At 67.9% G+C, this 26,541-nt stretch carries 27 protein-coding genes; 11 read left to right on the forward strand and 16 right to left on the reverse strand.

Annotated features, from left to right (window positions below):
• Positions 1-47: 47 nt before the first annotated feature.
• Positions 48-932, reverse strand: a complete 885-nt coding sequence (locus J2X70_RS12460; protein WP_223482662.1) for a LysR family transcriptional regulator — start codon at positions 930-932, stop codon at positions 48-50.
• Positions 933-1,038: 106 nt separating this feature from the next.
• Here J2X70_RS12460 and J2X70_RS12465 point away from each other — a divergent pair, with 106 nt between their 5' ends.
• On the forward strand, positions 1,039-2,457 hold the full coding sequence (locus tag J2X70_RS12465) for an MFS transporter (protein ID WP_025877957.1): 1,419 nt from the start codon (positions 1,039-1,041) through the stop codon (positions 2,455-2,457).
• A complete protein-coding gene (locus J2X70_RS12470) occupies positions 2,454-2,678 on the forward strand; it encodes a hypothetical protein (protein WP_140228208.1) in 225 nt (74 codons plus the stop codon). The genes J2X70_RS12465 and J2X70_RS12470 overlap by 4 nt, the downstream gene beginning before the upstream one ends.
• 141 nt (positions 2,679-2,819) lie before the next feature.
• On the opposite strand, the gene J2X70_RS12475 is transcribed toward J2X70_RS12470, so the two are convergent.
• The 4 genes from J2X70_RS12475 to J2X70_RS12490 are packed head-to-tail and all read right to left on the reverse strand — an operon-like array spanning position 2,820 to position 5,680.
• Positions 2,820-3,617, reverse strand: coding sequence for an N-formylglutamate amidohydrolase (locus tag J2X70_RS12475; protein ID WP_309910580.1), 798 nt, complete (start codon positions 3,615-3,617; stop codon positions 2,820-2,822).
• Entirely contained in the window at positions 3,610-4,164 is a 555-nt protein-coding gene (locus J2X70_RS12480) for an NUDIX hydrolase (RefSeq protein ID WP_025877960.1), read from the reverse strand. The genes J2X70_RS12475 and J2X70_RS12480 overlap by 8 nt, the downstream gene beginning before the upstream one ends.
• Positions 4,161-5,105 (reverse strand): 5'-3' exonuclease H3TH domain-containing protein, encoded by a 945-nt coding sequence (locus J2X70_RS12485; RefSeq protein ID WP_223481988.1) that lies wholly within the window; start codon positions 5,103-5,105, stop codon positions 4,161-4,163. Before J2X70_RS12485 ends, J2X70_RS12480 begins: the two co-directional genes overlap by 4 nt.
• Positions 5,102-5,680 carry a nitroreductase gene (locus J2X70_RS12490; protein ID WP_025877963.1) on the reverse strand — a complete coding sequence of 193 codons (579 nt, stop codon included), beginning with the start codon at positions 5,678-5,680 and terminating at the stop codon, positions 5,102-5,104. Before J2X70_RS12490 ends, J2X70_RS12485 begins: the two co-directional genes overlap by 4 nt.
• Positions 5,681-6,012: 332 nt before the next feature.
• On the opposite strand from J2X70_RS12490, the gene J2X70_RS12495 reads away from it, so the two are divergent.
• Positions 6,013-8,334, forward strand: a complete 2,322-nt coding sequence (locus tag J2X70_RS12495; RefSeq protein ID WP_309910583.1) for a DUF1631 domain-containing protein — start codon at positions 6,013-6,015, stop codon at positions 8,332-8,334.
• Between the two features lie 52 nt (positions 8,335-8,386).
• On the forward strand, positions 8,387-9,466 hold the full coding sequence (locus tag J2X70_RS12500; RefSeq protein WP_059066079.1) for an NAD(P) transhydrogenase subunit alpha: 1,080 nt from the start codon (positions 8,387-8,389) through the stop codon (positions 9,464-9,466).
• An 87-nt stretch (positions 9,467-9,553) separates the two neighbouring features.
• Here the strand turns inward: J2X70_RS12500 and J2X70_RS12505 are convergent, their stop codons facing one another.
• The 3 genes from J2X70_RS12505 to J2X70_RS12515 are packed head-to-tail and all read right to left on the reverse strand — an operon-like array spanning position 9,554 to position 10,929.
• The gene (locus J2X70_RS12505; RefSeq protein WP_279208900.1) at positions 9,554-10,018 is read right to left on the reverse strand and encodes a DUF3106 domain-containing protein; all 465 of its coding nucleotides are present in this window, start codon (positions 10,016-10,018) and stop codon (positions 9,554-9,556) included.
• 3 nt (positions 10,019-10,021) lie between these two features.
• Positions 10,022-10,348: a hypothetical protein gene (locus J2X70_RS12510; protein ID WP_105163485.1), complete on the reverse strand. Its 327-nt coding sequence runs from the start codon at positions 10,346-10,348 to the stop codon at positions 10,022-10,024.
• Positions 10,345-10,929, reverse strand: coding sequence for an RNA polymerase sigma factor (locus tag J2X70_RS12515; protein WP_080149966.1), 585 nt, complete (start codon positions 10,927-10,929; stop codon positions 10,345-10,347). The genes J2X70_RS12510 and J2X70_RS12515 overlap by 4 nt, the downstream gene beginning before the upstream one ends.
• Before the next feature lie 97 nt (positions 10,930-11,026).
• Between J2X70_RS12515 and J2X70_RS12520 the strand changes: the two genes are divergently transcribed.
• Together J2X70_RS12520 and J2X70_RS12525 are read left to right on the forward strand one after the other, a co-directional pair.
• Positions 11,027-11,347: an NAD(P) transhydrogenase subunit alpha gene (locus tag J2X70_RS12520; RefSeq protein WP_025877970.1), complete on the forward strand. Its 321-nt coding sequence runs from the start codon at positions 11,027-11,029 to the stop codon at positions 11,345-11,347.
• Positions 11,344-12,804 carry an NAD(P)(+) transhydrogenase (Re/Si-specific) subunit beta gene (locus J2X70_RS12525; RefSeq protein ID WP_025877971.1) on the forward strand — a complete coding sequence of 487 codons (1,461 nt, stop codon included), beginning with the start codon at positions 11,344-11,346 and terminating at the stop codon, positions 12,802-12,804. The genes J2X70_RS12520 and J2X70_RS12525 overlap by 4 nt, the downstream gene beginning before the upstream one ends.
• Positions 12,805-12,905: 101 nt before the next feature.
• Here J2X70_RS12525 and J2X70_RS12530 read toward each other — a convergent pair whose 3' ends face one another.
• Positions 12,906-13,325 carry a hypothetical protein gene (locus J2X70_RS12530; protein WP_025877973.1) on the reverse strand — a complete coding sequence of 140 codons (420 nt, stop codon included), beginning with the start codon at positions 13,323-13,325 and terminating at the stop codon, positions 12,906-12,908.
• 121 nt (positions 13,326-13,446) lie between these two features.
• On the opposite strand from J2X70_RS12530, the gene sufT reads away from it, so the two are divergent.
• From sufT to J2X70_RS12545, 3 genes are all read left to right on the forward strand, one after another.
• Positions 13,447-13,998 carry a putative Fe-S cluster assembly protein SufT gene (gene sufT / locus J2X70_RS12535; RefSeq protein ID WP_025877975.1) on the forward strand — a complete coding sequence of 184 codons (552 nt, stop codon included), beginning with the start codon at positions 13,447-13,449 and terminating at the stop codon, positions 13,996-13,998.
• Between the two features lie 59 nt (positions 13,999-14,057).
• A complete protein-coding gene (locus tag J2X70_RS12540; protein ID WP_280884563.1) occupies positions 14,058-15,152 on the forward strand; it encodes a branched-chain amino acid aminotransferase in 1,095 nt (364 codons plus the stop codon).
• 510 nt (positions 15,153-15,662) lie between these two features.
• The gene (locus J2X70_RS12545; protein ID WP_032977471.1) at positions 15,663-17,402 is read left to right on the forward strand and encodes a S8 family peptidase; all 1,740 of its coding nucleotides are present in this window, start codon (positions 15,663-15,665) and stop codon (positions 17,400-17,402) included.
• 224 nt (positions 17,403-17,626) lie between these two features.
• Here J2X70_RS12545 and J2X70_RS12550 read toward each other — a convergent pair whose 3' ends face one another.
• From J2X70_RS12550 to wrbA, 3 genes are all read right to left on the reverse strand, one after another.
• On the reverse strand, positions 17,627-18,112 hold the full coding sequence (locus J2X70_RS12550; RefSeq protein ID WP_033830416.1) for an asparaginase domain-containing protein: 486 nt from the start codon (positions 18,110-18,112) through the stop codon (positions 17,627-17,629).
• A gap of 79 nt (positions 18,113-18,191) precedes the next feature.
• A complete protein-coding gene (locus J2X70_RS12555; RefSeq protein ID WP_025879136.1) occupies positions 18,192-18,527 on the reverse strand; it encodes a DUF2069 domain-containing protein in 336 nt (111 codons plus the stop codon).
• On the reverse strand, positions 18,524-19,117 hold the full coding sequence (gene wrbA, locus J2X70_RS12560; protein WP_025879137.1) for an NAD(P)H:quinone oxidoreductase: 594 nt from the start codon (positions 19,115-19,117) through the stop codon (positions 18,524-18,526). The genes J2X70_RS12555 and wrbA overlap by 4 nt, the downstream gene beginning before the upstream one ends.
• Before the next feature lie 77 nt (positions 19,118-19,194).
• On the opposite strand from wrbA, the gene J2X70_RS12565 reads away from it, so the two are divergent.
• Complete coding sequence (locus J2X70_RS12565) at positions 19,195-20,469, forward strand: YihY family inner membrane protein (protein WP_025879138.1); 1,275 nt, start codon at positions 19,195-19,197, stop codon at positions 20,467-20,469.
• Positions 20,466-21,029: a TlpA disulfide reductase family protein gene (locus J2X70_RS12570; protein WP_059066085.1), complete on the forward strand. Its 564-nt coding sequence runs from the start codon at positions 20,466-20,468 to the stop codon at positions 21,027-21,029. Before J2X70_RS12565 ends, J2X70_RS12570 begins: the two co-directional genes overlap by 4 nt.
• 576 nt (positions 21,030-21,605) lie before the next feature.
• On the opposite strand, the gene ppk2 is transcribed toward J2X70_RS12570, so the two are convergent.
• From ppk2 to hemA, 4 genes are read right to left on the reverse strand one after another with little or no spacing between them, the layout of a single operon-like run.
• Complete coding sequence (gene ppk2 / locus J2X70_RS12575) at positions 21,606-22,388, reverse strand: polyphosphate kinase 2 (protein WP_025879140.1); 783 nt, start codon at positions 22,386-22,388, stop codon at positions 21,606-21,608.
• Positions 22,389-22,434: 46 nt separating this feature from the next.
• Positions 22,435-24,141 carry a tetratricopeptide repeat protein gene (locus J2X70_RS12580; RefSeq protein ID WP_309910595.1) on the reverse strand — a complete coding sequence of 569 codons (1,707 nt, stop codon included), beginning with the start codon at positions 24,139-24,141 and terminating at the stop codon, positions 22,435-22,437.
• A gap of 5 nt (positions 24,142-24,146) precedes the next feature.
• Positions 24,147-25,229, reverse strand: a complete 1,083-nt coding sequence (gene prfA / locus J2X70_RS12585) for a peptide chain release factor 1 (protein ID WP_025879142.1) — start codon at positions 25,227-25,229, stop codon at positions 24,147-24,149.
• Positions 25,207-26,490 (reverse strand): glutamyl-tRNA reductase, encoded by a 1,284-nt coding sequence (gene hemA / locus J2X70_RS12590; RefSeq protein ID WP_025879143.1) that lies wholly within the window; start codon positions 26,488-26,490, stop codon positions 25,207-25,209. The genes prfA and hemA overlap by 23 nt, the downstream gene beginning before the upstream one ends.
• Positions 26,491-26,541 lie beyond the last annotated feature (51 nt).

Below are 26,541 nucleotides of genomic sequence, written 5' to 3' on the forward strand. Positions count from 1 at the left end.
GCCCGGCGGCTTTTGCGTTGAAACGCTCATCCACGCATGGCGTGGATCTACCAATCCCCGGCCAACAACGCTTCGGCCAGCACCTGCAGTTTGGGTGAGTGCTGGCGCGAGGGCGGGTAGATCAACGACAGCGCGCGGCTGCGGCCTTCAAACGGCTGCAGCACGCGCTGCAGGCGGCCATCGGCCAACGCGTCGGCCACCGCGAAATCCATCACCTGCACGATGCCGATGCCCGTAATCGCTGCCTCCACCAACGGGTCGCCGCAGTCGAACACCATCCGCGTCGGCGGCGTGACCTCGCGCAGCTGCCCGTCCTGCAGGAACTGCCAGTCCACCAGCCGGCCGCTGCGCAGGTTGCGCACCGCCAGGCAGGCATGGTTCTGCAATGCCGCCACATCGGCCGGCTCACCCTGCGCGGCCAGGTAGGCCGGGCTGGCCACGGTCACCCAGCGCAGTGGCTTCAACGGACGCGCCACCATGCGCTGGTCGGCGATGGTGCCGGTGCGCAGGGCGGCGTCGAAGCCTTCCTCCACCAGATCCACCAGACGGTCGCTGAGCACCGCCTCGACCTGAAGCTGCGGATGCTGCTGCAGCAACGGTCCCAGCAACGGCACCAACACCTTGCGCCCGAACATCGACGGAGCGCTGATCTTCAACGTGCCCGAGGGCGTGCAGGGGCGGTCGGCCAGCAGCCGCTCGGCGTCTTCCATCCCGCACAGCAACGGTCCCACCTGCTCGACGAACTGCTGGCCATCCGGGGTCAGCGCGACATTGCGCGTATTCCGCTGCAGCAGCTTTACCCCCAGCGAGGCTTCCAGCCGGCCGATCGCGCGTGACAGCCCGGACTGGCTCAAGCCGAGCTGGCCGGCGGCGACGGTGAAGCTGCGCGCCTCAGCCACCTGCACCAGCATGCGCACCGCGTTGAGGTCCATCGAGGATCCATTCATGCGGAAAATCATGACAGAAATCGCGCTGAGGGGGTTTATTGATTCAGCTGCATCAATGAGACTGCCGTCCCCCCTCCGAACCGGGCGCCGCATGCCTCCCCTGAAATACCCGCGCTGGGCGCTGACCCTGCTGGCCACCGCGCAGCTGATCATCGCTCTGGACGCCACCATCATCTTCGTCGCCCTGCACGACATGGGCCGCGCGCTGCAGATCAATGCGCAGCAGCTGCAGTGGGTGGTCAGCGCCTATACGGTGGCCTTTGGCGGCAGCCTGCTGCTGGGCGGGCGTGCGGCCGATCTGCTGGGCCGCCGCCGCTTCTACCGGCTGGGCATGCTGCTGTTCGCGCTGGCCTCGCTGCTGGGTGCGCTGGCGCCCAATGCCACGCTGCTGATCGTGGCACGTGCGGCGCAGGGCATCGGTGCGGCGCTGCTGTTTCCGGCCACCCTGGCCCTGATCAATACGCTGTATGCAGAAGGCCCGGTGCGCAACCGCGCGCTGGCAATCTGGAGCATGGCCAGTGCGGCGGGCCTCGCGCTGGGGACGCTGCTGGGCGGCGTGCTGACCCAGGCGTTCGGCTGGCCGGCGGTGCTGGCGGTGATCGTGCCGTTGGCCACGGCCTGTGCGGTCGCCGCGGGCGCGTGGCTGCCGGCCGATGGCCCGCGCGTGCGCGGCCGTTCCTTCGATCTGGCTGGTTGCCTCACCGTCACCGCCGGCGGCAGCCTGCTGGTCACCACCCTGGTGCAGGGGCCGGAATGGGGCTGGACCGCGCCGGCCACGCTCATCTGCCTGTTGCTGTCAGCCGTGCTGCTGACGGTGTTCGTACAGATCGAAAAGCGCAGCCGCGACCCGCTGATGCAGTTCGCGCTGCTGCGCCTGCCCGGCCTGCGTGCAGCACTCGGCCTGACCTTCGCGTTCATGAGCAGCTATGGCGTGCAGTACTACTTCCTGGCGCTGTACTTCCAGGATGGCTATGGCTGGAGTCCGCTGCAGGCCGGCATGGCCTTCCTGCTGCCGACGCTGGTGTGCACCTTCGGCATCCGCATTGCCGAGCGCATGCTGCAGCGCCGTTCGCCACGGCAGGTGCTGGCCTGGGGCTTTGCTGCCGGTGCCATCGGCATCACCGCGGTGGCGCTGGCGATGCCGCACGGCGCCAGCTACTGGCCGCTGCTGCCGGGCATCGTGGTGCTCAGCGTGGGCCAGGGCATGAGCTGGACGGCGATGTGGATCGTGGCCGGGCAGGGCGTTCCGGGGCCGCAGCAGGGTGTAGCGTCGGGCATGGCCGCTACCGCACAGCAGATCGGCGGCGCGTTGGGACTGGCAGTACTGGTAATGGTGGCCAACGCCGCACGCGGCACGCAGGCGGCAACCAGTCCTGATGCCCTGCAGGGCATGATCAATGCACAGTACGGCGCAGCGCTGTTCGCCGCGCTCGGCGTGCTCATCGCGCTGGGCCTGCGTCCGGCACGGGTAGACTGCAGCTCTCCCGACGCGCTGCCCAACGACGCATGATTGCACTGCTTGATCTTCGCCAGACGCTGGACGCGTTTGCCGCCTGCAATGACGACCACGACGTATGGGCGTCGTTCGGCTGGGTGCATGCCAGCGAGGGCGATCTGCTGGCTGCGCGTTTCTGGTTGCCGGCAGATGAAGACGCCGCGTTCGATGATGACGGTGAAGTGCCCGAGGCCGTGCAACCGTTCCGGTCGATGGATGCGCTGATGCTGCGGTAGTGCCGGCCGCTGGCCGGCAACTGCAATGATCCAGCTATCCTGAGGTTGCCGGCCAGCGGCCGGCACTACCGATCCCGGGCAGATCTACATCATGCGTGGATGTACCGATTCCGGGTAGATCCACGCCATGCGTGGATGCGGTCATCCGAACGCCAACAACTGCGGCTGCAAGGCGCTGAAAATACGCGCCAGCCGCTCCGCCCATGCCTGCTGCCCGGCGGCATCGGCGATCAGGTCCTGGCGGATTTCCAGTTCCACATGCACCAGGCCGCGACCTTCGCCATGCACCGGCACCGCGTAGTCGCTGCTGCTGTTGACCGAATACGGTTCGTTGTCGCCCACCACCAGGTCGCCTTCATCGCGCAGTGCCTGCAGCAACGCGTGGGCAAAGCGTGTGTCCTGGTGGTACAGCACGCCGGCGTGCCAGGGGCGCTGCATGCCGTTCATCACCGGGGTGAAGCTGTGCATCATCACCAGCAGCGTCGGCCGTCCCGCAACGCGGCGCGCCTCCAGTTCGGCATCGATGCGTGCATGGTAGGGCGCGTGGATCGCATCGATGCGCTGCTGCCGCTGTGCGGGCGACAGCCCGGCATTGCCCGGCACCAGGGTGTGGTCGCTGACCTCGGGAATCAGCGTGGGCGAAACCAACGGCCGGTTGCAGTCGATCAGCAGCCGCGAATAGGTCTGCTCGATCGCCCACGCATCCAGCCGCTCGGCCAATGCACGGGTGGTGCCGCCGATGCCGATGTCCCAGCCGATATGCCGGTCCAGTTCGGCCTGCGGCAATCCAAGGTCGGCCAGTGCACGCGGCACCTGTTGGCCGGCATGGTCGGCCAGCAGCAGGAACGGTGAGGCGCCCTGCGCACGGTGCACGCTGAAGATCGCCGGATCGTCGGCGCCCAGCAGTGCCGGCAGCGCGCGCAGGTCGGCGTCAGCCACGGGGCCGGCCGTCCAGGTGGTGCTCGATCATCCACAGGCCGGCCCACAGCTTGGCATCGGCTTCATAGCCTTCGGCCATTTTCTGCACCAGCCAGGCGGCCGCCTGCGTGCGCGGCACTTCATGCACGGTGATGTCCTCGCTCTCGTCGCCGCCGCCTTCGCCGATGCGACGCAGGCCGGTGGCACGCACGAAGGCGATCTTCTCGCTGCTGGCACCGGAGGAGGTGGGGCCGATCATCAGCACTTCGGCGTGCTCGGCGGTCCAGCCGGTTTCCTCTTCCAGCTCGCGTACAGCGGAAACTTCGATGGACTCGCCCGCATCGATGTCGCCGACCAGCCCGGCCGGCATCTCGATGGTCGACGCCTGCAGCGGCACGCGGAACTGTTCGACGAACAGCACCTTGTCCTCGGGGGTGACGGCAATGATGATCGCGGCCAGGCCGCCGGCGTGGGTGCGTTCGCTGTATTCCCAGCTGCCACGCACGACCATGCGCTGGTACTTGCCTTCGTAGACGACACGCGGTGCTTCGGTGTTGCGCTGGCTCATGCGGGCTCGCTGGAAGTAGGGACGGGGTCGGAAATGCCGGCGGCACTGAACAGCCGGCGGCGGGTCATGGGGCCGAAGCGCAGGGTCTGGCACAGGCCGCCGAGCAGCTCTGGATCGGCCGCCTGGCGCGGCATGCCGGGCTGGCAACCTTCCAACGGTGCGTCCAGTGCGATGGTGGTCAGCTGGCGCCAGAGCTGGGCGTGCTCGCGCTGCTCGCGCAGGCGCACGGCCATCTGGGCCGCGCCGCGCAGGCGCAGGAACGGCACTTCGTCCAGGCGTTCGAACAGCACGTCCATGCTGCCGAAATGGGCCAGCAGCACGGCCGCCGACTTGGCACCGACACCGCTGATGCCCGGAATGTTGTCGACCGCATCGCCACACAGCGCCAGGTAATCGGCGATCTGGTGCGCGTGTACGCCGTGCCGGGCCTTGACCCCGGCCACGTCCCAGCGCTGGTTGCGTGCGTAATCCCATTGCTCGTCATGGTCGAGCAGCAGCTGAGACAGGTCCTTGTCGGCGGAAATGATCACGCCGCGATGGCTGCTGCGGTGGCCATGCAGGGCGCTGCCGATCAGGTCGTCGGCTTCGTAATCATGGTGGGCAAGCACCGCCAGGCCGAGCGCTGCGCACAACGCCTTGCAGTGCACGAACTGGCGCTTGAGCGCTTCCGGCGCCGGGTCCCGATTGGCCTTGTAGGCCGGGTACAGGCGGTGGCGGAAGCCGCTGTCCAGTGCTTCGTCGAAGGCGATGGCGATGTGCCGGGGGCGTTCGCGCTCCAGCAGGTCCAGCAGGAAACGGGCGAAGCCGTGCACGGCGTTGGTCGGCCAGCCCTGGCTGTCCTGGAATTCGTCCGGCAGCGAATGCCAAGCGCGGAACACGTAGATGCTGGCGTCGACCAGGTACAGCGGCGGCGGTATCGCCACGGGAATCACGGCGTTCACTGGCCGGTCCAGTCCTGCAGCAGGGCCGCGGCATCGGGGCGCTCGCGCTCGGGGACTTCGGCCTTGGGCGTGCCGATGTGGATGAAGCCGGCAATGCCTTCGCCCTCGGCCAGCCCCAGGTGGGCGTGCACGGCAGGATCGAAGGCCATCCATGCGGTCAGCCACTGCGCGCCGAAGCCCAGCGCCTGTGCCGCCTGCAACAGAGCAAAGCACACACAGCCGGCGGTCATCAGCTGTTCCTGTGCCGGTACCTTCGGGTCCGGGCGGGGGCTGGCCACCACCACGATCACCAGCGGTGCATGGCTGAAGCGCTGGCGGTCCTTCTCGAACACGGCGTCGCCGGCATGCGGGTCGCGCTCACGGCTGCGCGCGGCCAGGAAGTCGCCCAGAGTGTGACGCGCATCGCCGGCGATCTTCAGGAAGCGGAACGGTACGCGCTTGCCGTGGTCGGGCACGCGGACCGCCGAGGTCAGCATCCGCTGCAGGGTGGCCGGGTCCGGTCCGGGCTCGCCCAATTGCCGCGAGGGCACCGAGCGGCGGGCATCCAGGGCGAGCAGGGCAGCAGGGTCGGGCATGGAGTCTGAACCGGTCATCACGGGTCGCTGATTATAGTCGGGGAGGTAGATGACGCCGTTTGTGTCGCGTCAGACCCCTGAATAGCAAACTGTGATGAACATCATGCCACTGGCGGATCACGGAGCCCCGCTTCCCCTCGCCTCGCAGGCCCCGCACGGCTTACGATACGTAATATTGCCGGGCCGCCGTTCATGAGGTTTGAAGTGAGGACTGTTTCACTGTCCGCGATGGGCTGGGCGGCCTACCATCGAGGGACCGGTGCATGGGGTGTACCGGCCGTCGCGATGTCCATGATGTCTGTCGCACCAGAGAAGGTGGGGAGCCTTCCCGAATGATGAGCGCGCCCACTCCGATGGGATCGCCGGGCCGTGACCCGGCCCAGCTCCAGCTTGCCCGGGACATCGTCCTGCCGGCGTTGTGCCAGGCCTTTGGCGCGGCACTGGCCCGCTTCGACGATGCCCTGTTCGACCGTGCCGGCAATGCCGGCTCGTCGCAGTTGCTGTTCCTGGACGCGATGCGCGAGCTCCGCCGCCGCCGTGAAGAGATCGCCGGTGCTTTTGCCGCCCATCTCGGCCATGCCTGGGCCGGCCTGGCGGCGGGCGAGCCCGTCTCTGCCGAGCTGACCCTGGCCGGGCAGGCCCAGGATGGCCTGAGCCTGGTGCCGGAACATGTACTGGAATCGCGGTTGGCGGTGCGCAACTTCGCCACCGTGCTGCTGCGCGACTTCAAGCCGGTGCTGGCGCGGCTCGACCGCCGCCTGGGCTGGCTGGGCGGTGGTATCGAACTCGACGCCGACCGCAACCCGATCAGCCCCGAGCATCTGGGCGTGGCCATCCACGAAGCCTTCGCCGGCTGCGAGCTGGCCCCGGAAGTACACCTGGTGCTGATCAAGCTGTGCGAGCGCGACCTGCGCGCGCCGGTGGGCCGCATCTACGAGAAGCTGGACGAGCACCTGGCCGCGGCCGGGGTGATGTCGCAGATGGGTGCCCCGCGCCGACCACTGTCGCCGGCCCCGGCGCAGCACGTTCCGCATGGCCTGGATGATCTGGTCGAGCAGCGCACGGCGCCGGGCGTTGACAACGAATTCAATGACGACGAACAGGCCGCACCGGCCTGGGCGCAGCGATTTGCCGCGCGCTGGTCGGAGCGTCGTGGCCACATGCAGCAACATGCTGGTGGCGAGGAGAACCCGTCCGGTGAAGCCTATTCCGGCCAGCAGGGCATGCTGCTGGAAGCCCTGCACGAACTGCTGCAGCAGACCCGCCACGTGCGCGACGACGCAACCTCTGCGGCGCAGGTCGCGGTCGGCCAGCATCGCCCGTTGAGCCAGCGCGAAATGATGTCGGTGCTGTCGCTGCTGCAGGCGACGCCCAGTGCGACCCTGCGTGCGGCGATCGGCGAGGACGGCGAATCGTTGGCGCAGCGGCTGAAGAGCGAAGTGCTGTCCAGCGCTACCCGGCTGGGCGTCGACCCGGGCCAGACCCGGCTGGACGCGCAGGACGAGGATGCGATCGACCTGGTCGGCATGCTGTTCGACGTGATGCTCGATGAGCGCGAACTGGAAGGCCGCTCGCGTGAGCTGATCGGCCGCTTGGTGGTTCCGTTCGTGAAGGTGGCGATGCTGGACCGCCGCATGTTCGTGCAGAAGACCCATCCGGCGCGCAAGCTGCTCAACTCGCTGGCCGAAGCCTGCGAGGGCAACACCGGCGAAAGCCAGGCCGAACGCATGCTGATGGCCAAGGTGGAGGAGATCATCGAGCGGCTGGTCGCCGAGTTCAACGAGAACCTGGCGATCTTCCTGACCTTGGAAGAAGAATTCCGCGATTTCCTGGTGCAGCACCGCCGTCGCGTGGAAATCGCCGAGCGCCGGGCCGCCGAGACCCAGCGCGGCCAGGAAAAGCTGGAAATGGCCCGCACCCGTGCCGGCGCCGAACTGGATCGCCGCATCGGCGATGCCACCCTGCCGCCGGCCATCGCCGAGTTCCTGCGCCAGCCCTGGCAGCACCACCTGACCCTGGCGCTGCTGCGCGAGGGCGAGGAGGGTGCCTCGGTGGCCGAGGCGCTGACCCTGGCTGATGGACTGCTTGAGGAAGTGGCCGAGGCCCGCCGGCAGATCGTCGGCAAGCCGTGGCTGCAGGCCTGGCAACCGATGCTGGCCAAGGTGTTTGCCAGCGTCGGCGTGCATGGCGACGCAGCCACCGCAGCCATCGATGCGCTGCACGACACATTGCAGGGCATCGCCGAATCGCGACCGGAGCTGCAGCGCGCGTTGCCGGAGCTGCCGCAGGTGGTATTGCCCGCGCCGCCGGCACCGGAAACGCCGGCAGTGGAACTGGGCGGTACCTTCAATACCGACGATTTCGACAATGCCGATGCCGACCGCTTCCGCCGGATGGAGATCGGCAACTGGCTGGACTTCGTCGACAAGGATGGCAAGGTGCAGGCGGGCAAACTGTCCTGGATCAGCCCGATTTCCTCGCGCCTGCTGTTCGTCAACCGGCGTGGCGTGCGCTTCTGCGTGGCCTCACCCGAAGAACTGGCGGTGATGGTGCGGCTGGGTCGCCTGCGTCCCCACATCGACGATGGCGCCTTCGACAGCGCCATGCAGGGCGTGCTCGACCGCCTCGACCCGGGTGGTGCGACGCTGCACTGAGCCACGTACGCCTGCTAGGATCGGACCCACTCACCGATCAGCGGGAATCTGCATGGCCGTGGCGTTGCTGGGGATCAAGGAGACCGCGCCGGGCGAACGACGCGTTGCGCTCACGCCGGAAACGGCGCGCAAGCTCGGTGCGCTGGGCATCACCGTGTGGTACCAGCCCGGTGCGGGCCAGGCCGCCGGCTTTACCGATGCCGCCTACGACGACGCAGGTGCCCGCGCCTTCGACGCCGCCCGTTGGGCCGAGATCGACATCCTGCTGTGCGTGCAGGCGCCACCGGCCGAGGTACTGGCCCAGCTCAAGCCGGGCGCCAGTGTGGTCGGCCTGCTGACCCCGGCGGCCGACCCTGCGTTGGCCGCATTGGCCTCGGATGACCGCCTGCACCTGTTCCCGCTGCAGCAGTTGCCGCGCACCACGCGCGCACAGGCGATGGACGTACTCAGTTCGCAGGCCGGCATGGCCGGCTACAAGGCGGCATTGATTGCTGCCGAACGCGCGCCGCGCTTCTTCCCGATGCTGACCACGGCGGCCGGTACCGTGCGTCCAGCCAAGGTGCTGGTGATCGGCGCCGGTGTCGCCGGCCTGCAGGCCATTGCCACCTCACGCCGCCTGGGTGCGCAGGTGGAGGGCTTCGACGTGCGCCCGGAAACCCGCGAACAGATCCAGTCGCTCGGTGCGCGCTTCCTCGACCTGGGGGTGAGCGCGGTAGGCGAGGGCGGTTATGCGCGGGCGCTGACCGAGGAAGAGCGTGGTGAACAGCAGCGCCGTCTTGGCGACCACCTGCGCAGCGTGGACGTGGTGATCTGCACTGCCGCGGTGCCGGGACGTCAGGCGCCGACGATCGTCACCGCCGCGATGGTAGAAGGCATGGCCGCCGGCAGCGTGATCGTCGATCTGGCCGCCGAGAGCGGTGGCAACTGCGCGTTGACCGAGCCCGGCCAATGCATCGAGCACCAGGGCGTGACCATCGATGGCCCGCTGGGCCTGGCCAGCCGGGGTGCCACCCAGGCCAGCGAGATGTATGCGCGCAACCTGATGAACTTCGTCGCCCTGTTCGTGCGCGACGGCCAGCTGGGCTTCGACTGGGAAGACGAACTGCTGGCGAAAACGCGCTGGCAGGCGTAAGCCGGTAGCGCCGGGCCATGCCCGGCGGGTGCAGCGACATCCGGTGAACCCGCGGGCATGGCCCGGCGGTCCGCCTTCGATGGCGGGTTACCGCGGCTTCGCCGGCGGCGGGTTGTCCCGCACCCATTCCCTGCGTTCGTCTGCGGTCATCTGCGACCAGCGCTCGCGCATGGCATCGCGCTGGGCCGGACTGAGGTCACGCATCTGGCCGAACAACGCCCGGGCCTGCTCGCGCTGTTCCGGGCTCATGTGCTCGAAGCGGCGCAGGCCGCGGCGGGCCTTGTCGCGTTCTTCCGGGCTCATCGACTGCCAGCGCTGGCCGTGCGACAGCATGCGCTGGCGCTGCGCGGAATCGGCGCCGTTCCAGCGGTCACGCAGTGGGGCCAACAGCGCTTCGCGCTGGGCCGGGCTCAGCTGTTCCCAGTTCGGCAGCGGCGCGGCAGCCGGTGCCGGCCGCGCGGCAGGCACCGGCGCGGTGGCCTGCGCCAGTGCCGATGCAGCGGGCAGCAGGGTCAGGGCGATCAGCAGGGGCAGGGAGGGGTATCGCAGCATGGTTCACTCCATCGCCAGGTCGTTGTCGCCCAGCCACAGGTACAGATCGGGATTCTCGTCGTACAGCACGCCATTGTCTTCTTCCGCAGCGACGATCGGCGTGCTGATCGGGCCCTGGTGATCGCCCGGGCCGACGAACTGGACGCCGATGCCCAGCGCGATCACCAGCGAACAGGCGCTGGCCAGCCACCAGCGCCAGCGACCGGCGTGCGCCGCACCGGCGCTGTGACGGGCACTGCGCAGGCGTGCCAGGGTGGCCGGCGACAGCGCCTGCAGCGACTGCGTGTGCAGGCTGCGCAGGGCGTCATCGGAAGGCAGGGGGCGGTTCACGGGTGCATCTCCAGTTGATTCTGCAGCGCCTGTCGGGCGCGCGCCAGATGGGTCTTTACCGCGCCTTCGCTGCAGCCCATGGCGCGGGCGGTGGTGGCCCCGTCCAGGTCCTGCAGCACGCGCAGGGTGAATGCCTCGCGCTGGCGGGCGGGCAGGTCGCGCAGTGCCTGCACCAGCTGCTGGTACTGCTGGCGCTGCTCGTGCGCCTGCGAAGGGTCCGGTGCGGGGTCGGCCCAGTCGATCTCGCCGCCATCGGCATCCTGGTTGTCGCGCCAGAACGGCAGGCGGAAACGGCGGCGGCGCTGCAGGTCGATCACGCGCCGGCGCAGGATGCTCCAGAACAACGGCGCCCACTCGGCGGCCGGCTTGTCGGCATAGTCCAGCATGCGCAGCAGCGCGTCCTGCACCGCATCCAGCGCGTCATCACGCTGGCGCAGGCCGGCCTCGGCGAAGCGGAAGGCGCGCGGCCCGACGCTGGCCAGGAACGCTTCCAGCGAGGCCGGAACGGCGTCGGCATCGGTGGTTGAGGGGACAGGGCTGCTCACCAGCACAGGGTACGGTTCCTCGGCAGGGGTCACCATCGACAACGCGTGAGCGCGGCCGTGGTTGACCGGGACGCGCGCAGGGTTCAGCCCATGGTTATGATGGGGCGACGAAGACAGAGCAGGAGCGTTGCCGGTGAGTGACGGGTTCGTGGCGCTGTACATCTTCATGCTGGCCGCCATTGCCGGCCACGTGATCATTTCCCGGGTCCCGGTGATCCTGCATACCCCGTTGATGTCGGGCTCCAACTTCATCCATGGCATCGTGCTGATCGGCGCGATGGTGGTGCTGGGGCACGCACAGACGCCGTTGGAGAAGGTGCTGGGGTTCCTCGCCGTGGTGCTCGGCGCCGGCAACGCCGCCGGCGGCTATGTGGTCACCGCGCGCATGCTGGAAATGTTCAAGCCGAGCGTGCGCAAGGCCGGCAACGATGAACCGAAGGAGCCGCAGGCTTGAACATCAGCACCGTCGAACTGCTCGATTGGCTGGTCAAGGCCAGCTACCTGGTCGCCGCCACCCTGTTCCTGCTCGGCCTGCAGCGCATGGCCTCGCCGATGACCGCAAGCAGCGGTATCCGCTGGGCGGGGCTGGGCATGCTGCTGGCCACGGTGGCGACCTTCTTCCTGCCCGAACTGCACAACGTGCCGCTGATCCTGGTGGCACTGCTGCTGGGGGCCGGCCTGGCCTGGTGGTCGGCGGGCAAGGTCGCCGTCACCGACATGCCGCAGATGGTCGCGCTGTACAACGGCATGGGCGGCGGCTCGGCGGCCGCCATCGGTGCGGTGGAACTGCTGCGCTATGCCTTCCTGGCCAATCGCGATACCACCCACTGGAGTGCGCAGGCGCTGGCCGATCTGGCCGCGCGGCAGCCGTCCGGCACGGTGCTGGTGCTGGCGGTGGTGGGCGCGGCGATCGGTGCGGTGTCGCTGTCCGGCTCGGTGATCGCCTGGGCCAAACTCGATGGCCGCCTCGACAAGCGCGTGACCTGGCCGGGCCAGCAGGTGATGAACCTGCTGGTGGCGCTGGCCGTGGTGGTGCTGGGCATCATCGCCGCCAGCACGCTCAGCACCTGGGCCATCGTTGCCTTCTTCGTGCTGGCCCTGGCGCTGGGCGTGTTGATGACGCTGCCGATCGGTGGCGCCGACATGCCGGTGGTGATTTCGCTGTACAACGCGTTCACCGGCCTGGCGGTGTCGTTCGAAGGCTACGTGCTGGGCAACGAGGCGCTGATCATCGCCGGCATGATGGTCGGTGCGGCCGGCATCCTGCTGACCCGGTTGATGGCCAAGGCGATGAACCGGCCGATCCGCAACGTGCTGTTCTCCAACTTCGGTGGTGGCGCCGGTGGTGAGGCGCAGGCGATTTCCGGTTCGCAGAAGCCCATCGAGGCGGCCGACGTGGCGGCGATGATGGGCTTTGCCGAACGCGTGGTGATCGTGCCCGGCTATGGCATGGCCGTGGCCCAGGCCCAGCACAAGATCTGGGAGCTGGCGCAGCGGCTGATCACGCGCGGGGTGAAGGTCAAGTTCGCCATCCACCCGGTGGCCGGGCGCATGCCCGGGCACATGAACGTGCTGCTGGCCGAAGCGGGGGTGCCGTACGACCTGATCGCGGACATGGACGACATCAATCCCGAGTTCGCCACTACCGACGTGGTGCTGGTGATCGGCGCCAACGACGTGGTCAACCCGGTGGCGCGCACCGATCCGGCCAGTCCGATCTACGGCATGCCGGTACTGGACGTGGTCAATGCCCGCAACGTGGTGGTGATCAAGCGCGGCAAGGGTACCGGCTTTGCCGGTATCGAGAATGCGCTGTTCTATGCCGACAACACCCGCATGCTGTACGGCGATGGTGCCGAGGCAGCGGCGTCGCTGGTCAGCGAGCTGAAGGCGCTCGACGGCGGGCATTGAGGGTTGGGGTCGGATCCCTTTCCGCAGGAAAGGACTCTGACCCCGGATCCAACCACCCCATCCACGCATGGCGTGGATCTACCAGGGCATCACCGGCGCGATCAACGCGCCAGCCAGGCGCCTACGGCGACGCCCACCGCCAGCCACAGCCACTCGACCACGCCATTGGCCAGGGTGATCAGCGTCCAGGCCAGGTGCGGGCCCATCCGCAGCGAGGCGTCCCAGGGGTTCAGGCCCATCGAACCGCCCATCCAGGCACTGGCGATCGCCCAGTTCGAGATCGCGGCCACCAGCAGCGTGCCCAGCACGACCAGGGCGATGCGCAGCTTGCCGGGACCGAGCGTGCCCAGACGCAGCATGAACACCAGTTCCAGGGCGGTCAGTACCGCCATCCAGCCGACCGGACGGCCGGTGAACAGGGCGATCAGCATCCAGGCGAGGGGGGCGGTGGCCAGCGCCAGCAACAACATGAAGGGCCAGAGCCAGGTAACGGTCCTGGCGCGTGCGGCATTGGAGGACATCGAAGCTCCTGAAGGTCGCCCACAGGATACTGTGGTTTGCCGCAGTGCACCGGCGAGGGCGGGGCGCCTACGCTAGAATGACCGCTTGCGTGGCTTATGCCGCAGCCCCATATCGGTCCCCATGTATTCCCGTAGCAGCGAACCTGTCCACTTCGAACGCGATTGCGAGGCCGTGATGGTCCCGCAGGGCGACACCGTGACCCTGCCCGCCGGCAGCTATGGGTACATCACCCAGGCGCTGGGCGGCAGCTATTCGGTGTTCGTCGAGGGCAATCTGTTCCGAATCGCCGGCAAGGATGGCGATGCCATCGGCAAGGAAGCGCCGGCACCGCTGGAACTGCCCGACGATGCCAGCGACGAGCAGGTCGAACAACTGGTCTGGCAGCAGCTGCGCACCTGTTTCGACCCGGAAATTCCGGTCAACATCGTCGAACTGGGCCTGGTCTACGAGGTGGAGATCAAGCACCTCGACGAAGGGCAGCGCGAGATCGACGTGAAGATGACCCTGACCGCGCCAGCGTGCGGCATGGGCGACATCCTGGTCGACGACGTGCGCAGCAAGCTTGAAATGATCCCGACGGTGGCCGAGGCCGACGTCGAGCTGGTCTTCGACCCGCCGTGGAACCAGCACATGATGTCCGAGGCCGCACGTCTCGAAACCGGCATGCTTTGACCCACGGCCCGCAGTGACGCGGGCCCGGCATTACCCGCAACCAGAACAGGAAATCTCCGGTGTCCCAGTCCATTCCCAGCTTCGCCGTCACCCGTTCGGACCACCCGCGCAGCGCTGAAGAGCGCGCCCAGATCCTGGAGAAGCCGGGCTTCGGCCTGCACTTCACCGACCACATGGTGGAAGTGCGCTGGGACAAGGATGCCGGCTGGCACAACGCCAACGTGCGCGCTTATGGTCCGCTGCAGCTGGACCCGGCCGCGGCCGTGCTGCACTACGGCCAGGAGATCTTCGAAGGCATCAAGGCCTACCGCCATGCCGATGGTTCGATCTGGACCTTCCGCCCCGATGCCAACGGCCGTCGCCTGCAGCGTTCGGCGCAGCGCCTGGCGCTGCCGGAACTGCCGGTGGAGATCTTCGTCGAATCGCTGAAGCAGATGATCGCCGTCGACAGCGCCTGGGTGCCGTCGGCCGATGAGTCGAGCCTGTATTTCCGTCCGTTCATGATCGGCGATGAAGCGTTCCTTGGCGTGCGCGGCGCGCACAAGGCTGGCTACTACGTCATCGCCAGCCCGGCTGGCCCGTACTTCGCCAAGGGCGTCGCCCCGGTGTCGATCTGGCTGTCCACCGAGTACGCGCGTGCGGCCAAGGGCGGTACCGGTGCGGCCAAGTGCGGTGGCAACTACGCCGCGTCGCTGTTGCCGCAGCAGAAGGCGCAGGCACAGGGCTGCTCGCAGGTGCTGTTCCTGGACCCGGTCGAAGGCAAGTACCTGGAAGAACTGGGCGGCATGAACGTGTTCCTGATCTACAAGGACGGCACCCTGGTCACGCCGGAACTGTCCGGCAGCATCCTCGAGGGCATCACCCGCGAGAGCATCCTGCAGCTGGCCCGCGACCGCGGCATGAAGGTCGAAGAGCGCAAGGTCACCATCGATGAGTGGAAGCAGGGCGTGACCTCCGGCGAGATCGCCGAAGTGTTCGCCTGCGGTACCGCTGCGGTGGTCACCCCGATCGGCCAGCTCAAGGGCGAAGGCTTCTCGGTGGGCGACATCAATGCGCCGGCTGGCGAAGTGACCATGTCACTGCGCAAGGAACTGACCGACATCCAGTACGGTCGCCTGCCGGACCGCCACGGCTGGCTGGTCAAGCTGGGCTGATCGCCTGCGCTGAACGCTGGCGCCGGGTTACGCCCGGCCGCATCCCCGGAAAGCCCGTCCCCGCGACGGGCTTTCTGCGTTTCAGGCGTACGTCCGCCGGGCATGGCCCGGCGCTACCAGGATCAACGGCTCCCCCTGCGCGCGGCGATGCCCGGCGAATGTACGCGTACGACGGTAGCGCCGGGCCATGCCCGGCGGCTGTTCGCCGATGTCGGCAAAGACATGGTGGGACAGGACATTCCGCAGTCAGGTACGTGCAGCTGACGCGAAAGTTCCTTCACCTTCACAAACCCTCGACCCGGAAAGTCTCAGATCCAACATTTCATCTTGCTGAAAAGACGCTGAAAATCTTGTGGTGTCCGGTTTGAGCCACTAGCGTCATCAACACAGCGGATGGTCAGGGGAATCCGCTGGCTCGCCGGACCCGAACCTCGCCATCGCAAGCCAGCCCACGGTTCAGGCCGGTGCTTCTGCCGATTCCGGCATTCCTACCATTAGAAGGGAAATCCGATGTCCCAGGTAACGCAACCGCGTGTGCGTCGTGTGTGGGTGGTCCTTGGTGCGTCCGTCCTGTCATCGCTGCTGCTGGCCACGCCTGCGCTGGCCGGTGATGTCCAGCTCAGCGGCCTGCAGTCCGCGCCGACCCACCAGCGCTTCATCGTGAAGTACCGCGACGGCAGTGCGCCGGTGGCCAACACCACCGCGCTGGCCTCTTCGCTGAAGACGGCCGCTGCCGGCATCGCCAGCAGCCAGGGCCGCGCGCTGGGCCTGCAGCAGGTCCGCAGGCTTGCCGTCGGCTCCACCGTGGTCAGGACCGACCGTGCGCTGGACCAGGCCGAATCCGAGCTGCTGATGCGCAAGCTCGCCGCCGACCCGAACGTGGAATACGTCGAAGTCGACCAGATCATGCGCGCGACGCTGACCCCCAACGACACCCGCTTCAGCGAGCAATGGGGCTTCGGTACGTCCAACGCCTCGATCAACGTGCGCCCGGCCTGGGACAAGGCCACCGGCACCGGTGTGGTCGTGGCCGTGATCGATACCGGCATCACCAACCATGCCGACCTCAACGCCAACATCCTGCCCGGCTATGACTTCATCAGCGACGCGGCGATGGCGCGCGATGGCGGTGGCCGTGACAGCAATCCCAACGACGAGGGCGACTGGTACGGCGCCAACGAGTGTGGCTCGGGCATTCCGGCCTCCAACTCCAGCTGGCACGGCACCCACGTGGCCGGCACGGTCGCCGCAGTGACCAACAACAGTACCGGCGTGGCCGGTACCGCCTTCAACGCCAAGGTCGTGCCGGTGCGCGTGCTCGGCAAGTGCGGCGGCTACACCTCCGACATCGCCGACGCGATCGTCTGGGCCTCCGGTGGCACGGTCAGCGGTGTGCCGGCCAATGCCAATCCGGCCGAGGTCATCAACATGTCGCTGGGCGGCGGCGGCAGCTGCTCGACCACTTACCAGAACGCGATCAACGGCGCGGTCGGCCGCGGCACCACCGTGGTGGTCGCTGCCGGCAACAGCAACACCAACGTCTCCAGCGCGGTACCGGCGAACTGCCCGAACGTGATCGCCGTGGCGGCCACCACCTCGGCGGGTGCGCGTGCCAGCTTCTCCAACTACGGCACCGGCATCGACATCTCCGCACCGGGCCAGAGCATCCTGTCCACCCTCAACAGCGGCACCACCACCCCGGGCAGCGCCAGCTATGCGTCCTACAACGGCACCTCGATGGCGGCACCGCACGTGGCGGGCGTGGTTGCACTGATGCAGTCGGTGGCACCGAGCCCGCTCAGCCCGGCGCAGGTGGAAAGCATCATCAAGAGCACCGCGCGTCCGCTGCCGGGTGCGTGCTCGGGTGGTTGCGGCGCCGGTATCATCGACGCCGATGCCGCGGTGACTGCCGCGATCAACGGCACCACGCCCAACCCGGGTGGCACCGTGCTGCAGAACAACGTGCCGGTTACCGGCCTCGGCGCAGCCAGCGGCGCATCGCTCAGCTATACCGTCAACGTCCCGGCTGGCAGCACGCAGCTGCGCGTGGCGATCAGCGGCGGCAGCGGTGATGCCGACCTGTACCTGCGCCAGGGCAGTGCCCCGACCGACACCGTCTACACCTGCCGCCCGTACCTGAGCGGCAACAACGAGACCTGCACCGTCAACAGCCCCACCGCCGGTACCTGGTACGTGCGGGTGAAGGCCTACAGCACCTTCTCGGGCGTGACCGTCAACGCCCAGTACTGAGCCCAAGCCCCTCTCCATGGGCACGCCCCGGCCTCGGCCGGGGTGTTTTTTTTAGGGGCGGCGAAGCGGAGAAAGCAATGTGCAGCAGTGCATTTGCATTTGCCCTTGCTCTGCCCTTGACCTTGCTGGCCGCGCGATGATCTGTCAGGAGGGGGGGATCACCCCCTCAACCCAGCAGCAACCAAAACGCTGAACCCATCCGCGCGACAGCGCGCCTTAATCCCTCAAACCGACTCGAACCGGTTCGCCGCCACGTTCTTGCGCACATGCTGCGGGTCGAAGATCCGGCCGTTCATCGCGATGAACACCCCCGCCGGCAGCGACTGCACCGCACCGATCGCACAGCCGATGTTGAACTCCGCATCCGAACCACGGAACCGTGCTGGGCTCAGCGCACCGGTCATCACGATGGTCTTGTCCGGGATCGTCGCCAGCACCTTGCCGGTCTGCACCATCGAATCGGTGCCGTGGGTCACCAGCACGTGGCGGGTGGGCTGCGCGGCGATCGTCGCGCGGATCAGCTCACGATCGTCGTCGTTGATGTGCAGCGAATCCTTGCGCAGGATCGGAATCACGTTGAAACGGAACGTGACCCCCAGTTCGCGCAGGATCATGCCGATCTGCGGGTCGCCGATCTGGTAGTCCGACTTGTCGTCGAAATAGATCTTGTCGATCGTGCCACCGGTGGTGACGACCAGGAGCTCTTCCATCATGTGCATGCGCGAAACCAAGGCAGGTACAGCGGCGCGGGGCCGGGAACGCAGATGATACGGCCCACCGGGCGCAGCGTCAGCGCCGCCGCCCGAAACGGGCGCGCAGGCCGGGCAGGCTGGCCGAAAAGATCACCAGCAGCGCCAGCACGATTTCGATCAGTGCCAGCCAGCGGGTCTCGGGATGGCTCCAGGCGCTCATCACGCCGTGGCTGAACCAGCCCAGGGCCAGCACCGCCGCCCAGAACCCGGCCTTGCGCCAGCCCAGCCGCAGGGCGATGGCCAGCGCCAGCGGCGGCGCAGTGAACACCAGCTGGGTGGCCAGCCAGTGCCTGTCGTTGATGAACCAGCCGGCAAACAGCGCCGCCAGCCCCATCAGGGCCAGCAGCAGCACGGTGCGCGGCGCGGTGCTCATCGCGCCAGCCGCTGCGCGATGTCGGCCACGCGCCGGCCCAGCGCCCGCGCCAGTACCGCCTCATCGTCGGTGGGTTGCGGGTCGTCGGCGGCGCCGGCCACGTGGCTGGCGCCATACGGCGTGCCGCCACTGGTGGTGTGGCTCAGCGCCGGCTCGGTGAACGGAATGCCGACGATCAGGCAGCCGTGGTGCAGCAGAGGTACCTGCATCGACAGCAGGGTCGACTCCTGGCCGCCATGCATCGACGCGGTGGACGTGAACACCCCGGCCGGCTTGCCGGCCAGCGTGCCGTTCACCCATTCGGCGCCGAGGCCGTCAAGGAAATGCTTGACCGGCGCGGCCATGTTGCCGAAACGGGTAGGGCTGCCCAGCAGCAGTCCCTGGCACTCCGCCAGGTCCTGCACGCTTACATAGGGCGCGCCATCGTCGGGTACCGGCGGCTGCGCGGTCTGGGTAACGGCAGCCACCGGCGGCACCGTGCGCAGCCGCGCTGCCATGCCCGGAACCTCGCCGATGCCCCGCGCGATCTGGCGCGCCAGCCGTGCCACCGAACCGCCGCGGCTGTAGTACAGCACCAGGATTTCGCCCATCGCGCCCAGCTCTCCTCATCGTGTGGACGCCAGTATGGCTATCCTGCACCGATTCCGCATCGGGTACCCTTGCGCCGATGGAACCTTTGGATACGCTCAATTTGTGGATGGAACGCGCGCGGGATCGCGCACGCGCCGCCAGCTTCGGCCGCTTCCTGTGGCGCCGCTTCCTCGACGACCGCCTGTTCCAGGCCGCCGCCGCGCTGGCCTACACCACGGTGTTCGCGCTGGTGCCGTTGGCGATCGTGGTATTTGGCGTGCTCTCGGCCTTCCCGGTGTTCGATCGCTGGAGCGACCAGCTCAGCGACTACGTCTTCTCCAACTTCGTGCCCAATGCCGCGCGCGCTGCCGAAGGCTACCTGCGGCAGTTCTCGGCCAGCGCCGGCCAGCTCACTGCCGCCGGTTTCATCGCCCTGGTCATCTCGCTGCTGATCACCCTCAACAGTGTTGAAGAGACCTTCAACCAGATCTGGCGCGTCGGCAGCAGTCGGCCGCGGCTGACCCGCTTCCTGGTCTACTGGACGGTGCTGACCCTGGGCGCGATGCTCGCCGCTGCATCGCTGGCGGTGTCGGCGCGGGTGTTCGCGATGCCGTTGTTCGGCACGCAGGAGGGGCGCTGGCTGGCCGATCTCGCCTTGCGGCTGGCGCCGATCCTGATCGAATTCGTCTGCATCACCCTGATGTTCCGGGTGGTGCCACACCACACCGTGAAGTGGCGCCATGCGGTTCCGGGCGCGATTCTCGCCGCAGTGATCCTGGAGCTGGTGAAGTGGGGCATCGGCGCCTACCTGGGCAGCTTCCAGTCCTACCAGAAGCTGTATGGCACGGTGGCCTTCGTGCCGATCCTGCTGCTGTGGATCTACCTCTGCTGGGTGGCCGTGCTGCTGGGCGCGTCGTTGGCGTCGTCGATGGCGGCTTTCCGCTACCAGCCGGTGGAACTGCGCCTGCCGCAGGGCTACGAGTTCTATGGCCTGCTGCGCCTGCTCGGGCGCTTCCAGCACGCACGCGCCAAGGGCAGGGGCCTGGCCGACGACGAGATCCTGCGGCTGGAACCGATGCTGACCGACTCGCTGCTGCAGGACCTGGCCTGCCACCTGGAGGGCATCGGCCTGCTGCGCCGCGATGAGCGCGGCGAGTGGCTGCTGGCCCGCGACCTGGACCAGGTCAGCCTGGGCGATCTGTACGAATGCACGCAGCTGCGCATTCCGGTGGCCGAACAACACCTGCCTTACCGCGATGACAGCCTCGGCCGGGCCGCCTTGGCCGCACTGGATGAACTGCGCCTGCCGCTGCGTGAACGCCTCAAGCGTCGCGTCAGCGACATCTACCCTGATTCTGGAGACACCCCATGACCTGCAAGACCCCGTTGCTGCTGGCTGCGCTGCTGGCCCTGGCCGCCTGCAAACCCGCGCAGGAGCCGACCCCGGCCAGCAGCCAGCCGCCGGCACAGGCACCGACCCCGGCCGCGCCGGCGCCGGTGGAGGACACGCCCGCCGAGCGCGTTACTGCCGAGTTCCCGACGCTGAAGATGAAGGCGGTCGATGGCAGCGATTACGACCTGGCCGCGCATCGTGGCAAGTGGGTGGTGGTGAATTTCTGGGCGACCTGGTGCGCGCCCTGCCGCAAGGAAATGCCCGAGCTGTCGGCGTTGCATGCCATGCGCAGCAACATCGAAGTGGTTGGCCTGGCCTACGAGGACATCGAGACGCCGGAGATGCAGGCGTTCCTGACCAAGCATCCGGTGACCTACCCGATCGTGGTCGTCGATCCGTTCGACCCGCCGGTCGACTTCGCCACCCCGCGTGGCCTGCCGCTGACCCATCTGATCGACCCGCAGGGCAAGCTGGCCCACAGCTTCCTGGGCCCGGTCACCGCGGCGGACATCGAAAAGCAGATTGCTGCTGCCAAATAAGGGGAGGGGCAGGGCTGCGCCCTGCACCCACCGAAGCGGTAGTGCCGGCCGCTGGCCGGCAACCTCGACAGCAACAGCCAAGGCCAAAGCGGGTTTCCTGTGGGGAGGCGGGGTGGGTCCGGTTGCGGGGGACGCCGTAAATACGTCCCTGTAGGCTCGGTCGCCGCATCCATGCGGCTCACGCCCCCGCAACCGGACCCACCCCGCCTTCGACAGTTTCTGGCGACCTGCCGGAATGACATGGCCTGCTCTTGGTGGGTGTCGACCTTGGTCGACACGTAGATCCACGCCATGCGTGGATGCTCTTCGTTCAATTGTCGAAATATTCGATTTCGATGGACATACATTCACGCATGGCGTGAATCCATCAGCCACCGGAAATCTGTCGAAGGTGGGGCGGTGTCGGATTGCGGGGTGTCAGCCGCATGGATGCGGCTGCCAAGCCTACAAGGACGTACTTGCGGCGTCCCCGCACTCCGACACCGCCCCGCCATCCCACGCAATGCCGCTTTTGCTGTTGCTTCGGCCGTTGCTTGAAGCCTCTGCAGGTGCAGGGCGCAGCCCTGCCGACCCACCCTATTCTTCGACCGGAAAATCCTCGATCGGCTTCAGCACGTCGTAGTGCTCGCGATGCAGCTTGCCCTTCAGTTTCGGCAGCTCCGGCAAGGGCGCATCCACCCGTGTGTCCGGCAGCCGGTCCAGCAGATTGCGGACCAGAGTCAGGCGACCCAGCCGCTGGTCGTTGAAATCCACCAGCGTCCACGGCGCACCGTCGCGATGGGTCGCGCGCAGCATCGCCTCGCGCGCTTCGGTGTATGCGCTGTACTTGCTGCGCGACTTCAGGTCCACCGGCGACAGCTTCCACCCCTTCAACGGATCAAGATGGCGTTCGGCGAAACGCTTCTCCTGCTGCTCCTGGTCCACGCACAGCCAGTACTTGAACAGCAGGATGCCGTCATCCACCAGCAGCTGTTCGAACACCGGTGCCTGATGCAGGAACTGCTGGTACTCGGTCTCGCTGCAGTAGCCCATCACCCGTTCCACGCCCGCGCGGTTGTACCAGCTGCGGTCCATCAGCACGATCTCGCCGGCGGCCGGCAGATGCGTGGCGTAGCGCTGGAAATACCATTGCGTGGCTTCGCGGTCGGTGGGCTTGGGCAACGCCACCACCCTGCATTGGCGTGGGTTGAGGTGCTGGCTGATGGCCTGGATCGCACCGCCCTTGCCGGCGGTATCGCGTCCTTCGAACAGCACCAGCAGGCGTTGCCCGCTGTGCTGCACCCAGCGTGCCATCGCCGTCAGTTCCAGCTGCAGCGGCTGCAGCAGTTCGTCGTATTCCTTGCGCTTGAGCTTGGCCATCGTCATGCCACGCGGGAGGGAAGCTCGAGCGTAGCGCAGGGCGATGTCAGGGCGTGTCGAGGCCCTGCCAGCCCTGTTCGCGGGCCAGCTGCTGAAGCAGTGAGGACAGATCGCGCGCGAAGGCCGTCATGTCGAACAGGCCGCTGCGCTCGCGTGCCTGCGCCAGTTCGGCACGCAGGGCAGCCAGGGCGGCCGGGTCGTTGCCGAGTGCACTGGCGGTGGCGACGAAGACCGCATCGTCGGCGACGTTCATGTGCTCCAGCCCCAGATGATGGTTGAGGCTGCCGGCCACGCGCGCGGCGAAGGTAGCGCCGGGGCAGGTCAGCACCGGGCAGCCGGCCCACAGTGCATCCGATGCGGTGGTGTGCGCGTTGTACGGGTTCGTATCCAGGAACAGGTCGGCCAGCTGATAGCGGGCCAGATACTGGGGATGCGGCAGCTTGGCCATGAACACCAGGCGCGCCGGATCCAGTCCTGCAGCCTTCGCGGCGGAACGCAGCCTTGCATCGGCCTGGCCGGGGCCGGACAGCAGCCACAGCACGCTGCCAGGTACTGCCTGCAGCACCGCGAACGCACGGCCCATGCTGCGCGGGTTGAGTTTGTAACTGTTGTTGAAGCAGCAGAACACCGTGCCCTGCGCGGGCAGCCCACACGCCGCACGGTCCGGCGCCGGTTCCAGCACGCGGGTGTTGTCGGAGGGCTGGAACGCGCGCGGCAGGCGCAGCACGCGTTCGCTGTAGTGCGGTTCCAGCGAGGATGGCAGCGCGAAGTCGTCAGCGATCACTGCATCCAGCCACGATGCACCGGAGGTGCCGGGGTAGGCCAGCCAGTTCAACTGCAGCGGGGCAGGGCGCATCGCCAGTACTTCCGGCGTGCCGCCACCGCCCCAGCCGCGCAGGTCCAGCAGCAGGTCGATGCCCGGTGCACGGATGCGCGCGGCCGTATCGGCGTGGCGCAATCCCACCACGTCATGCAGCCGGGTGGCGGCCTGCAGGCGTTGGCGGATGCGGCTGCCATCGTCCGCGTTGAGCGCGAACAGATGCAGTTGCAGGGCCGGGTCGCGGCTCATCTGCTCCAGCAGCGCCACCGTCAGCAATCCGGTGGGATGGGCGCCGAAGCCGTTGGAAAGGAAGCCCACGCGAAGTGGGCCTCGTTCGCGCAGCTTCGCCGGCGGCAGTGGCCGCACCGATGCCGCCACCGCGGCGGCGCGTGCACGCGCGCAGGCCAGCTGTTCGGCCGCGCTGGCGTCTTCGCTGAGAAACGCGAAGGGTTCCACTACGCCCTGGCCGGACACCAGTGCACCGCGCACCTGATCGGCCAGCGCATCCACGTCCTGCCAATCGCACAGGCGACGCTGCCAGGCGAGGCGCTGCGCGGCGATATACGGCTCGTCGGGCATCAGTGCATGTGCGCGGCGATAGGCCGCTGATGCACCTTCGGCATCGTTGGCATCTTCCAGCGCGTGCCCCAGCCACAACGCGATGCCCGGGTGCTCCGGTGCCAGCGCCGAGGCCTGGCCCAGCAGCGTAGCGGCATCGGCATGCGCTCCTGCCATCCATGCCACCCGGCCGAGCCGGGCAAGCGCTTCAGGATGATTGGGCCGCAGCTGCAGCGCGCGCCGCGCGGCCTGCTCGCCGGCCGCGATGTCGCCGGCTTCCAGTTCCAGGTCGGCCAGCATCACCCAGGCGACGAAGTCGCCGGGCTGGCGCGTGATCGCCTGCTGCAGTTGCTGCCGCTGCTGCCAGGCCGACATGCTGGTCAGCCCGCCGAAAGCTGGGCCAGGGCGTCGACCTGGTGCTCGTGGCTCAATCGCTGCAGCAGCGGATCGAGATCGCCGGCCAGTACGTTGGGCAGGTCGTACAGGGTCAGCCCTTCCACGCGGTGGTCGGTGATCCGGCCCTGCGGGAAGTTGTAGGTACGGATGCGCTGGCTGCGGTCGCCGCTGCCGACCTGCAGGCGCCGTGATTCTGCCTGCGCCGCGTCGTGGCGCTGGCGCTCGGCATCCAGCAGCTGCGCCTTCAGGCGTTTCATCGCCTTGTCCCGGTTGGCATGCTGGCTGCGTTCGGTCTGGCACTCCACCACCACGCCGCTGGGCACGTGGGTGATGCGGATCGCCGATTCGGTCTTGTTGACGTGCTGGCCACCGGCGCCGGAGGAGCGGTAGGTATCAATCCTCAGGTCAGCCGGGTTGATGACGATCTCATCGACTTCGTCGGCTTCCGGGATGATCGCCACGGTGGCCGCCGAGGTGTGGATGCGGCCCTGCGATTCGGTGGCCGGCACGCGCTGCACGCGGTGGGTGCCCGATTCGAATTTCAGGCGCGAGAACGCGCCACGGCCGACCACGCGCGCCACCACTTCCTTGTAGCCGCCATGTTCGCCGGGGTTGTCCGATTCGATCTCGACCTTCCAGCCCTGTCGCTCGGCGTAGCGGGCATACATGCGGAACAGGTCGCCAGCGAAGATCGCCGCCTCGTCGCCGCCGGTGCCGGCGCGCACTTCCAGGAACAGGTTGCCTTCATCGCGCGGGTCGCGCGGCACCAGCAGCAGCGCCAGTTCCTGCTCCAGTTCCTGCAGGCGGGCCTGGGCGGCGGCGATCTCCTCGTCGGCCAGTTCGCGCAGGTCCGGATCGGTGCGCATGCTTTCGGCCGCAGCCAGGTCGGCCTTGGCACGCACTTCATCGGCCAGCGCGGTGGCGATCGGTTCGAGCTGGGAAAACTCACGCGAAAGATCGCGGAAGCGCGCGTTGTTGGCGACCACCTCCGGTTCGGCGAGCAGACGTTCCAGTTCTTCGCGGCGCTCGGCCAGCGCTTCCAACTTACGGCGCAGGGTCGGCGTCATCGGTTCTCACAGGTGGGTGGTGGTAACCCGGCGCAGCCGGGAACAGGCGCTCGGCGGCGCGGGTCAGGTCGGCGTCGCCGCTGAGCGCGGCCGCGCGCAGGGCGGCGGTCGGCGGGTGCAGCAGGCGGTTGGTCAATCCATGGGCAAGCAGTTCCAGCACTTCGTCGGCCGGCTTGCCGTTGGCCAGCTGCTGGCGCGCGCGCTCCAGCAGTTCGGCACGGGTGGCCTCGCCGAAGGCGCGCAGTTGCCGCAGCGGTGCCTGGTGGGCACTGGCCTGCAGGGTTTCGACGAAGCGCGAGACCTGCAGGTCGATGATCGTCTCCGCTTCGGCGGCCGCCTCGCGGCGGCTGCGGCGGTTGTCTTCCACCGCGCGCTCGAGGTCGTCCACGGTATACAGGAACGCATCGTTGAGACTGGCAACGTCGGCCTCGATGTCGCGCGGCACGGCCAGGTCGAACAGCAGCATCGGCTTGTGCCGGCGCGCACGCAGGGCGTTGGCCACTGCAGCACGGTGGATCACCGGTTCGCGGGCGGCGGTGGCCGAGAACACCACATCGGCCTCGGCCAGGTGACGCTCAAGTTCGGTCAGCGGCAGCGCCACACCGCCATGGCGGCTGGCCAGTTCCTGCGCATGGGCGAGGGTGCGGTTGGCGATCAGCAGCCGCCGCACCTTGCCTTCGCTGAGGTGGCGTGCGGCCAGTTCGATGGTCTCGCCGGCGCCGACCAGCAGCACGGTGGAATCGTCAAGGCGTGCAAATGCGTTCTGCGCCAGGCGCACCGCTGCCGAGGCCACCGATACCGGATTGGCACCGACCTGGGTATCGGTACGCGCGCGCTTGGCCACCGAGAACGTCTGCTGGAACAGGCGGTCCAGGCGTTGGCCGAGCAGGCCGTGGTCGCGCGCGGTCGACCAGGCGTCCTTCACCTGGCCCAGGATCTGCGGCTCACCCAGCACCATTGAATCCAGCCCCGTCGCCACCCGGAACAGGTGGCGCACGGCATCGGCATCGGCGTGCTGGTACAGGTAGCCCTGCAGGTCGCCGGCCTGGCTCTGCAGCCACTGGTCCAGCGCCTGCGCGGACTCGGCCACGGCATACAGCTCGGTGCGGTTGCAGGTGGACAGCAGCACCGCCTCGGCGATCTGCGGGGTATCGCGCAGCGAACCGAGCGCGCGCGGCAACGCGTCACCGGCGAAGGCTGCGCGTTCGCGCAGTTCCACCGGTGCGGTCTGGTGATTCAGTCCGAGCACCCACAGGGTCATTGTTCAGTTGCTTGCGATAAGCTGCTGGCCATTGGACGACATTTTAAGGCC

Origin of the sequence: Stenotrophomonas sp. 1337, from assembly GCF_031455455.1 — a bacterium.
GTDB classification, from domain to species: domain Bacteria; phylum Pseudomonadota; class Gammaproteobacteria; order Xanthomonadales; family Xanthomonadaceae; genus Stenotrophomonas; species Stenotrophomonas indicatrix.

Bases quoted from the DNA above. Each gene is read 5' to 3' on its own strand.
- J2X70_RS12460 (WP_223482662.1), bottom strand. From the start codon at position 932: ATGGACCTCAACGCGGTGCGCATGCTGGTGCAGGTGGCTGAGGCGCGC.
- J2X70_RS12465 (WP_025877957.1), top strand. From the start codon at position 1,039: ATGCCTCCCCTGAAATACCCGCGCTGGGCGCTGACCCTGCTGGCCACC.
- J2X70_RS12470 (WP_140228208.1), top strand. From the start codon at position 2,454: ATGATTGCACTGCTTGATCTTCGCCAGACGCTGGACGCGTTTGCCGCC.
- J2X70_RS12480 (WP_025877960.1), bottom strand. From the start codon at position 4,164: ATGAGCCAGCGCAACACCGAAGCACCGCGTGTCGTCTACGAAGGCAAG.
- J2X70_RS12490 (WP_025877963.1), bottom strand. From the start codon at position 5,680: ATGCCCGACCCTGCTGCCCTGCTCGCCCTGGATGCCCGCCGCTCGGTG.
- J2X70_RS12495 (WP_309910583.1), top strand. From the start codon at position 6,013: ATGATGAGCGCGCCCACTCCGATGGGATCGCCGGGCCGTGACCCGGCC.
- J2X70_RS12500 (WP_059066079.1), top strand. From the start codon at position 8,387: ATGGCCGTGGCGTTGCTGGGGATCAAGGAGACCGCGCCGGGCGAACGA.
- J2X70_RS12505 (WP_279208900.1), bottom strand. From the start codon at position 10,018: ATGCTGCGATACCCCTCCCTGCCCCTGCTGATCGCCCTGACCCTGCTG.
- J2X70_RS12515 (WP_080149966.1), bottom strand. From the start codon at position 10,929: ATGGTGACCCCTGCCGAGGAACCGTACCCTGTGCTGGTGAGCAGCCCT.
- J2X70_RS12530 (WP_025877973.1), bottom strand. From the start codon at position 13,325: ATGTCCTCCAATGCCGCACGCGCCAGGACCGTTACCTGGCTCTGGCCC.
- sufT (WP_025877975.1), top strand. From the start codon at position 13,447: ATGTATTCCCGTAGCAGCGAACCTGTCCACTTCGAACGCGATTGCGAG.
- J2X70_RS12545 (WP_032977471.1), top strand. From the start codon at position 15,663: ATGTCCCAGGTAACGCAACCGCGTGTGCGTCGTGTGTGGGTGGTCCTT.
- J2X70_RS12550 (WP_033830416.1), bottom strand. From the start codon at position 18,112: ATGGAAGAGCTCCTGGTCGTCACCACCGGTGGCACGATCGACAAGATC.
- J2X70_RS12555 (WP_025879136.1), bottom strand. From the start codon at position 18,527: ATGAGCACCGCGCCGCGCACCGTGCTGCTGCTGGCCCTGATGGGGCTG.
- wrbA (WP_025879137.1), bottom strand. From the start codon at position 19,117: ATGGGCGAAATCCTGGTGCTGTACTACAGCCGCGGCGGTTCGGTGGCA.
- J2X70_RS12565 (WP_025879138.1), top strand. From the start codon at position 19,195: ATGGAACCTTTGGATACGCTCAATTTGTGGATGGAACGCGCGCGGGAT.
- J2X70_RS12570 (WP_059066085.1), top strand. From the start codon at position 20,466: ATGACCTGCAAGACCCCGTTGCTGCTGGCTGCGCTGCTGGCCCTGGCC.
- ppk2 (WP_025879140.1), bottom strand. From the start codon at position 22,388: ATGGCCAAGCTCAAGCGCAAGGAATACGACGAACTGCTGCAGCCGCTG.
- J2X70_RS12580 (WP_309910595.1), bottom strand. From the start codon at position 24,141: ATGTCGGCCTGGCAGCAGCGGCAGCAACTGCAGCAGGCGATCACGCGC.
- prfA (WP_025879142.1), bottom strand. From the start codon at position 25,229: ATGACGCCGACCCTGCGCCGTAAGTTGGAAGCGCTGGCCGAGCGCCGC.
- hemA (WP_025879143.1), bottom strand. From the start codon at position 26,490: ATGACCCTGTGGGTGCTCGGACTGAATCACCAGACCGCACCGGTGGAA.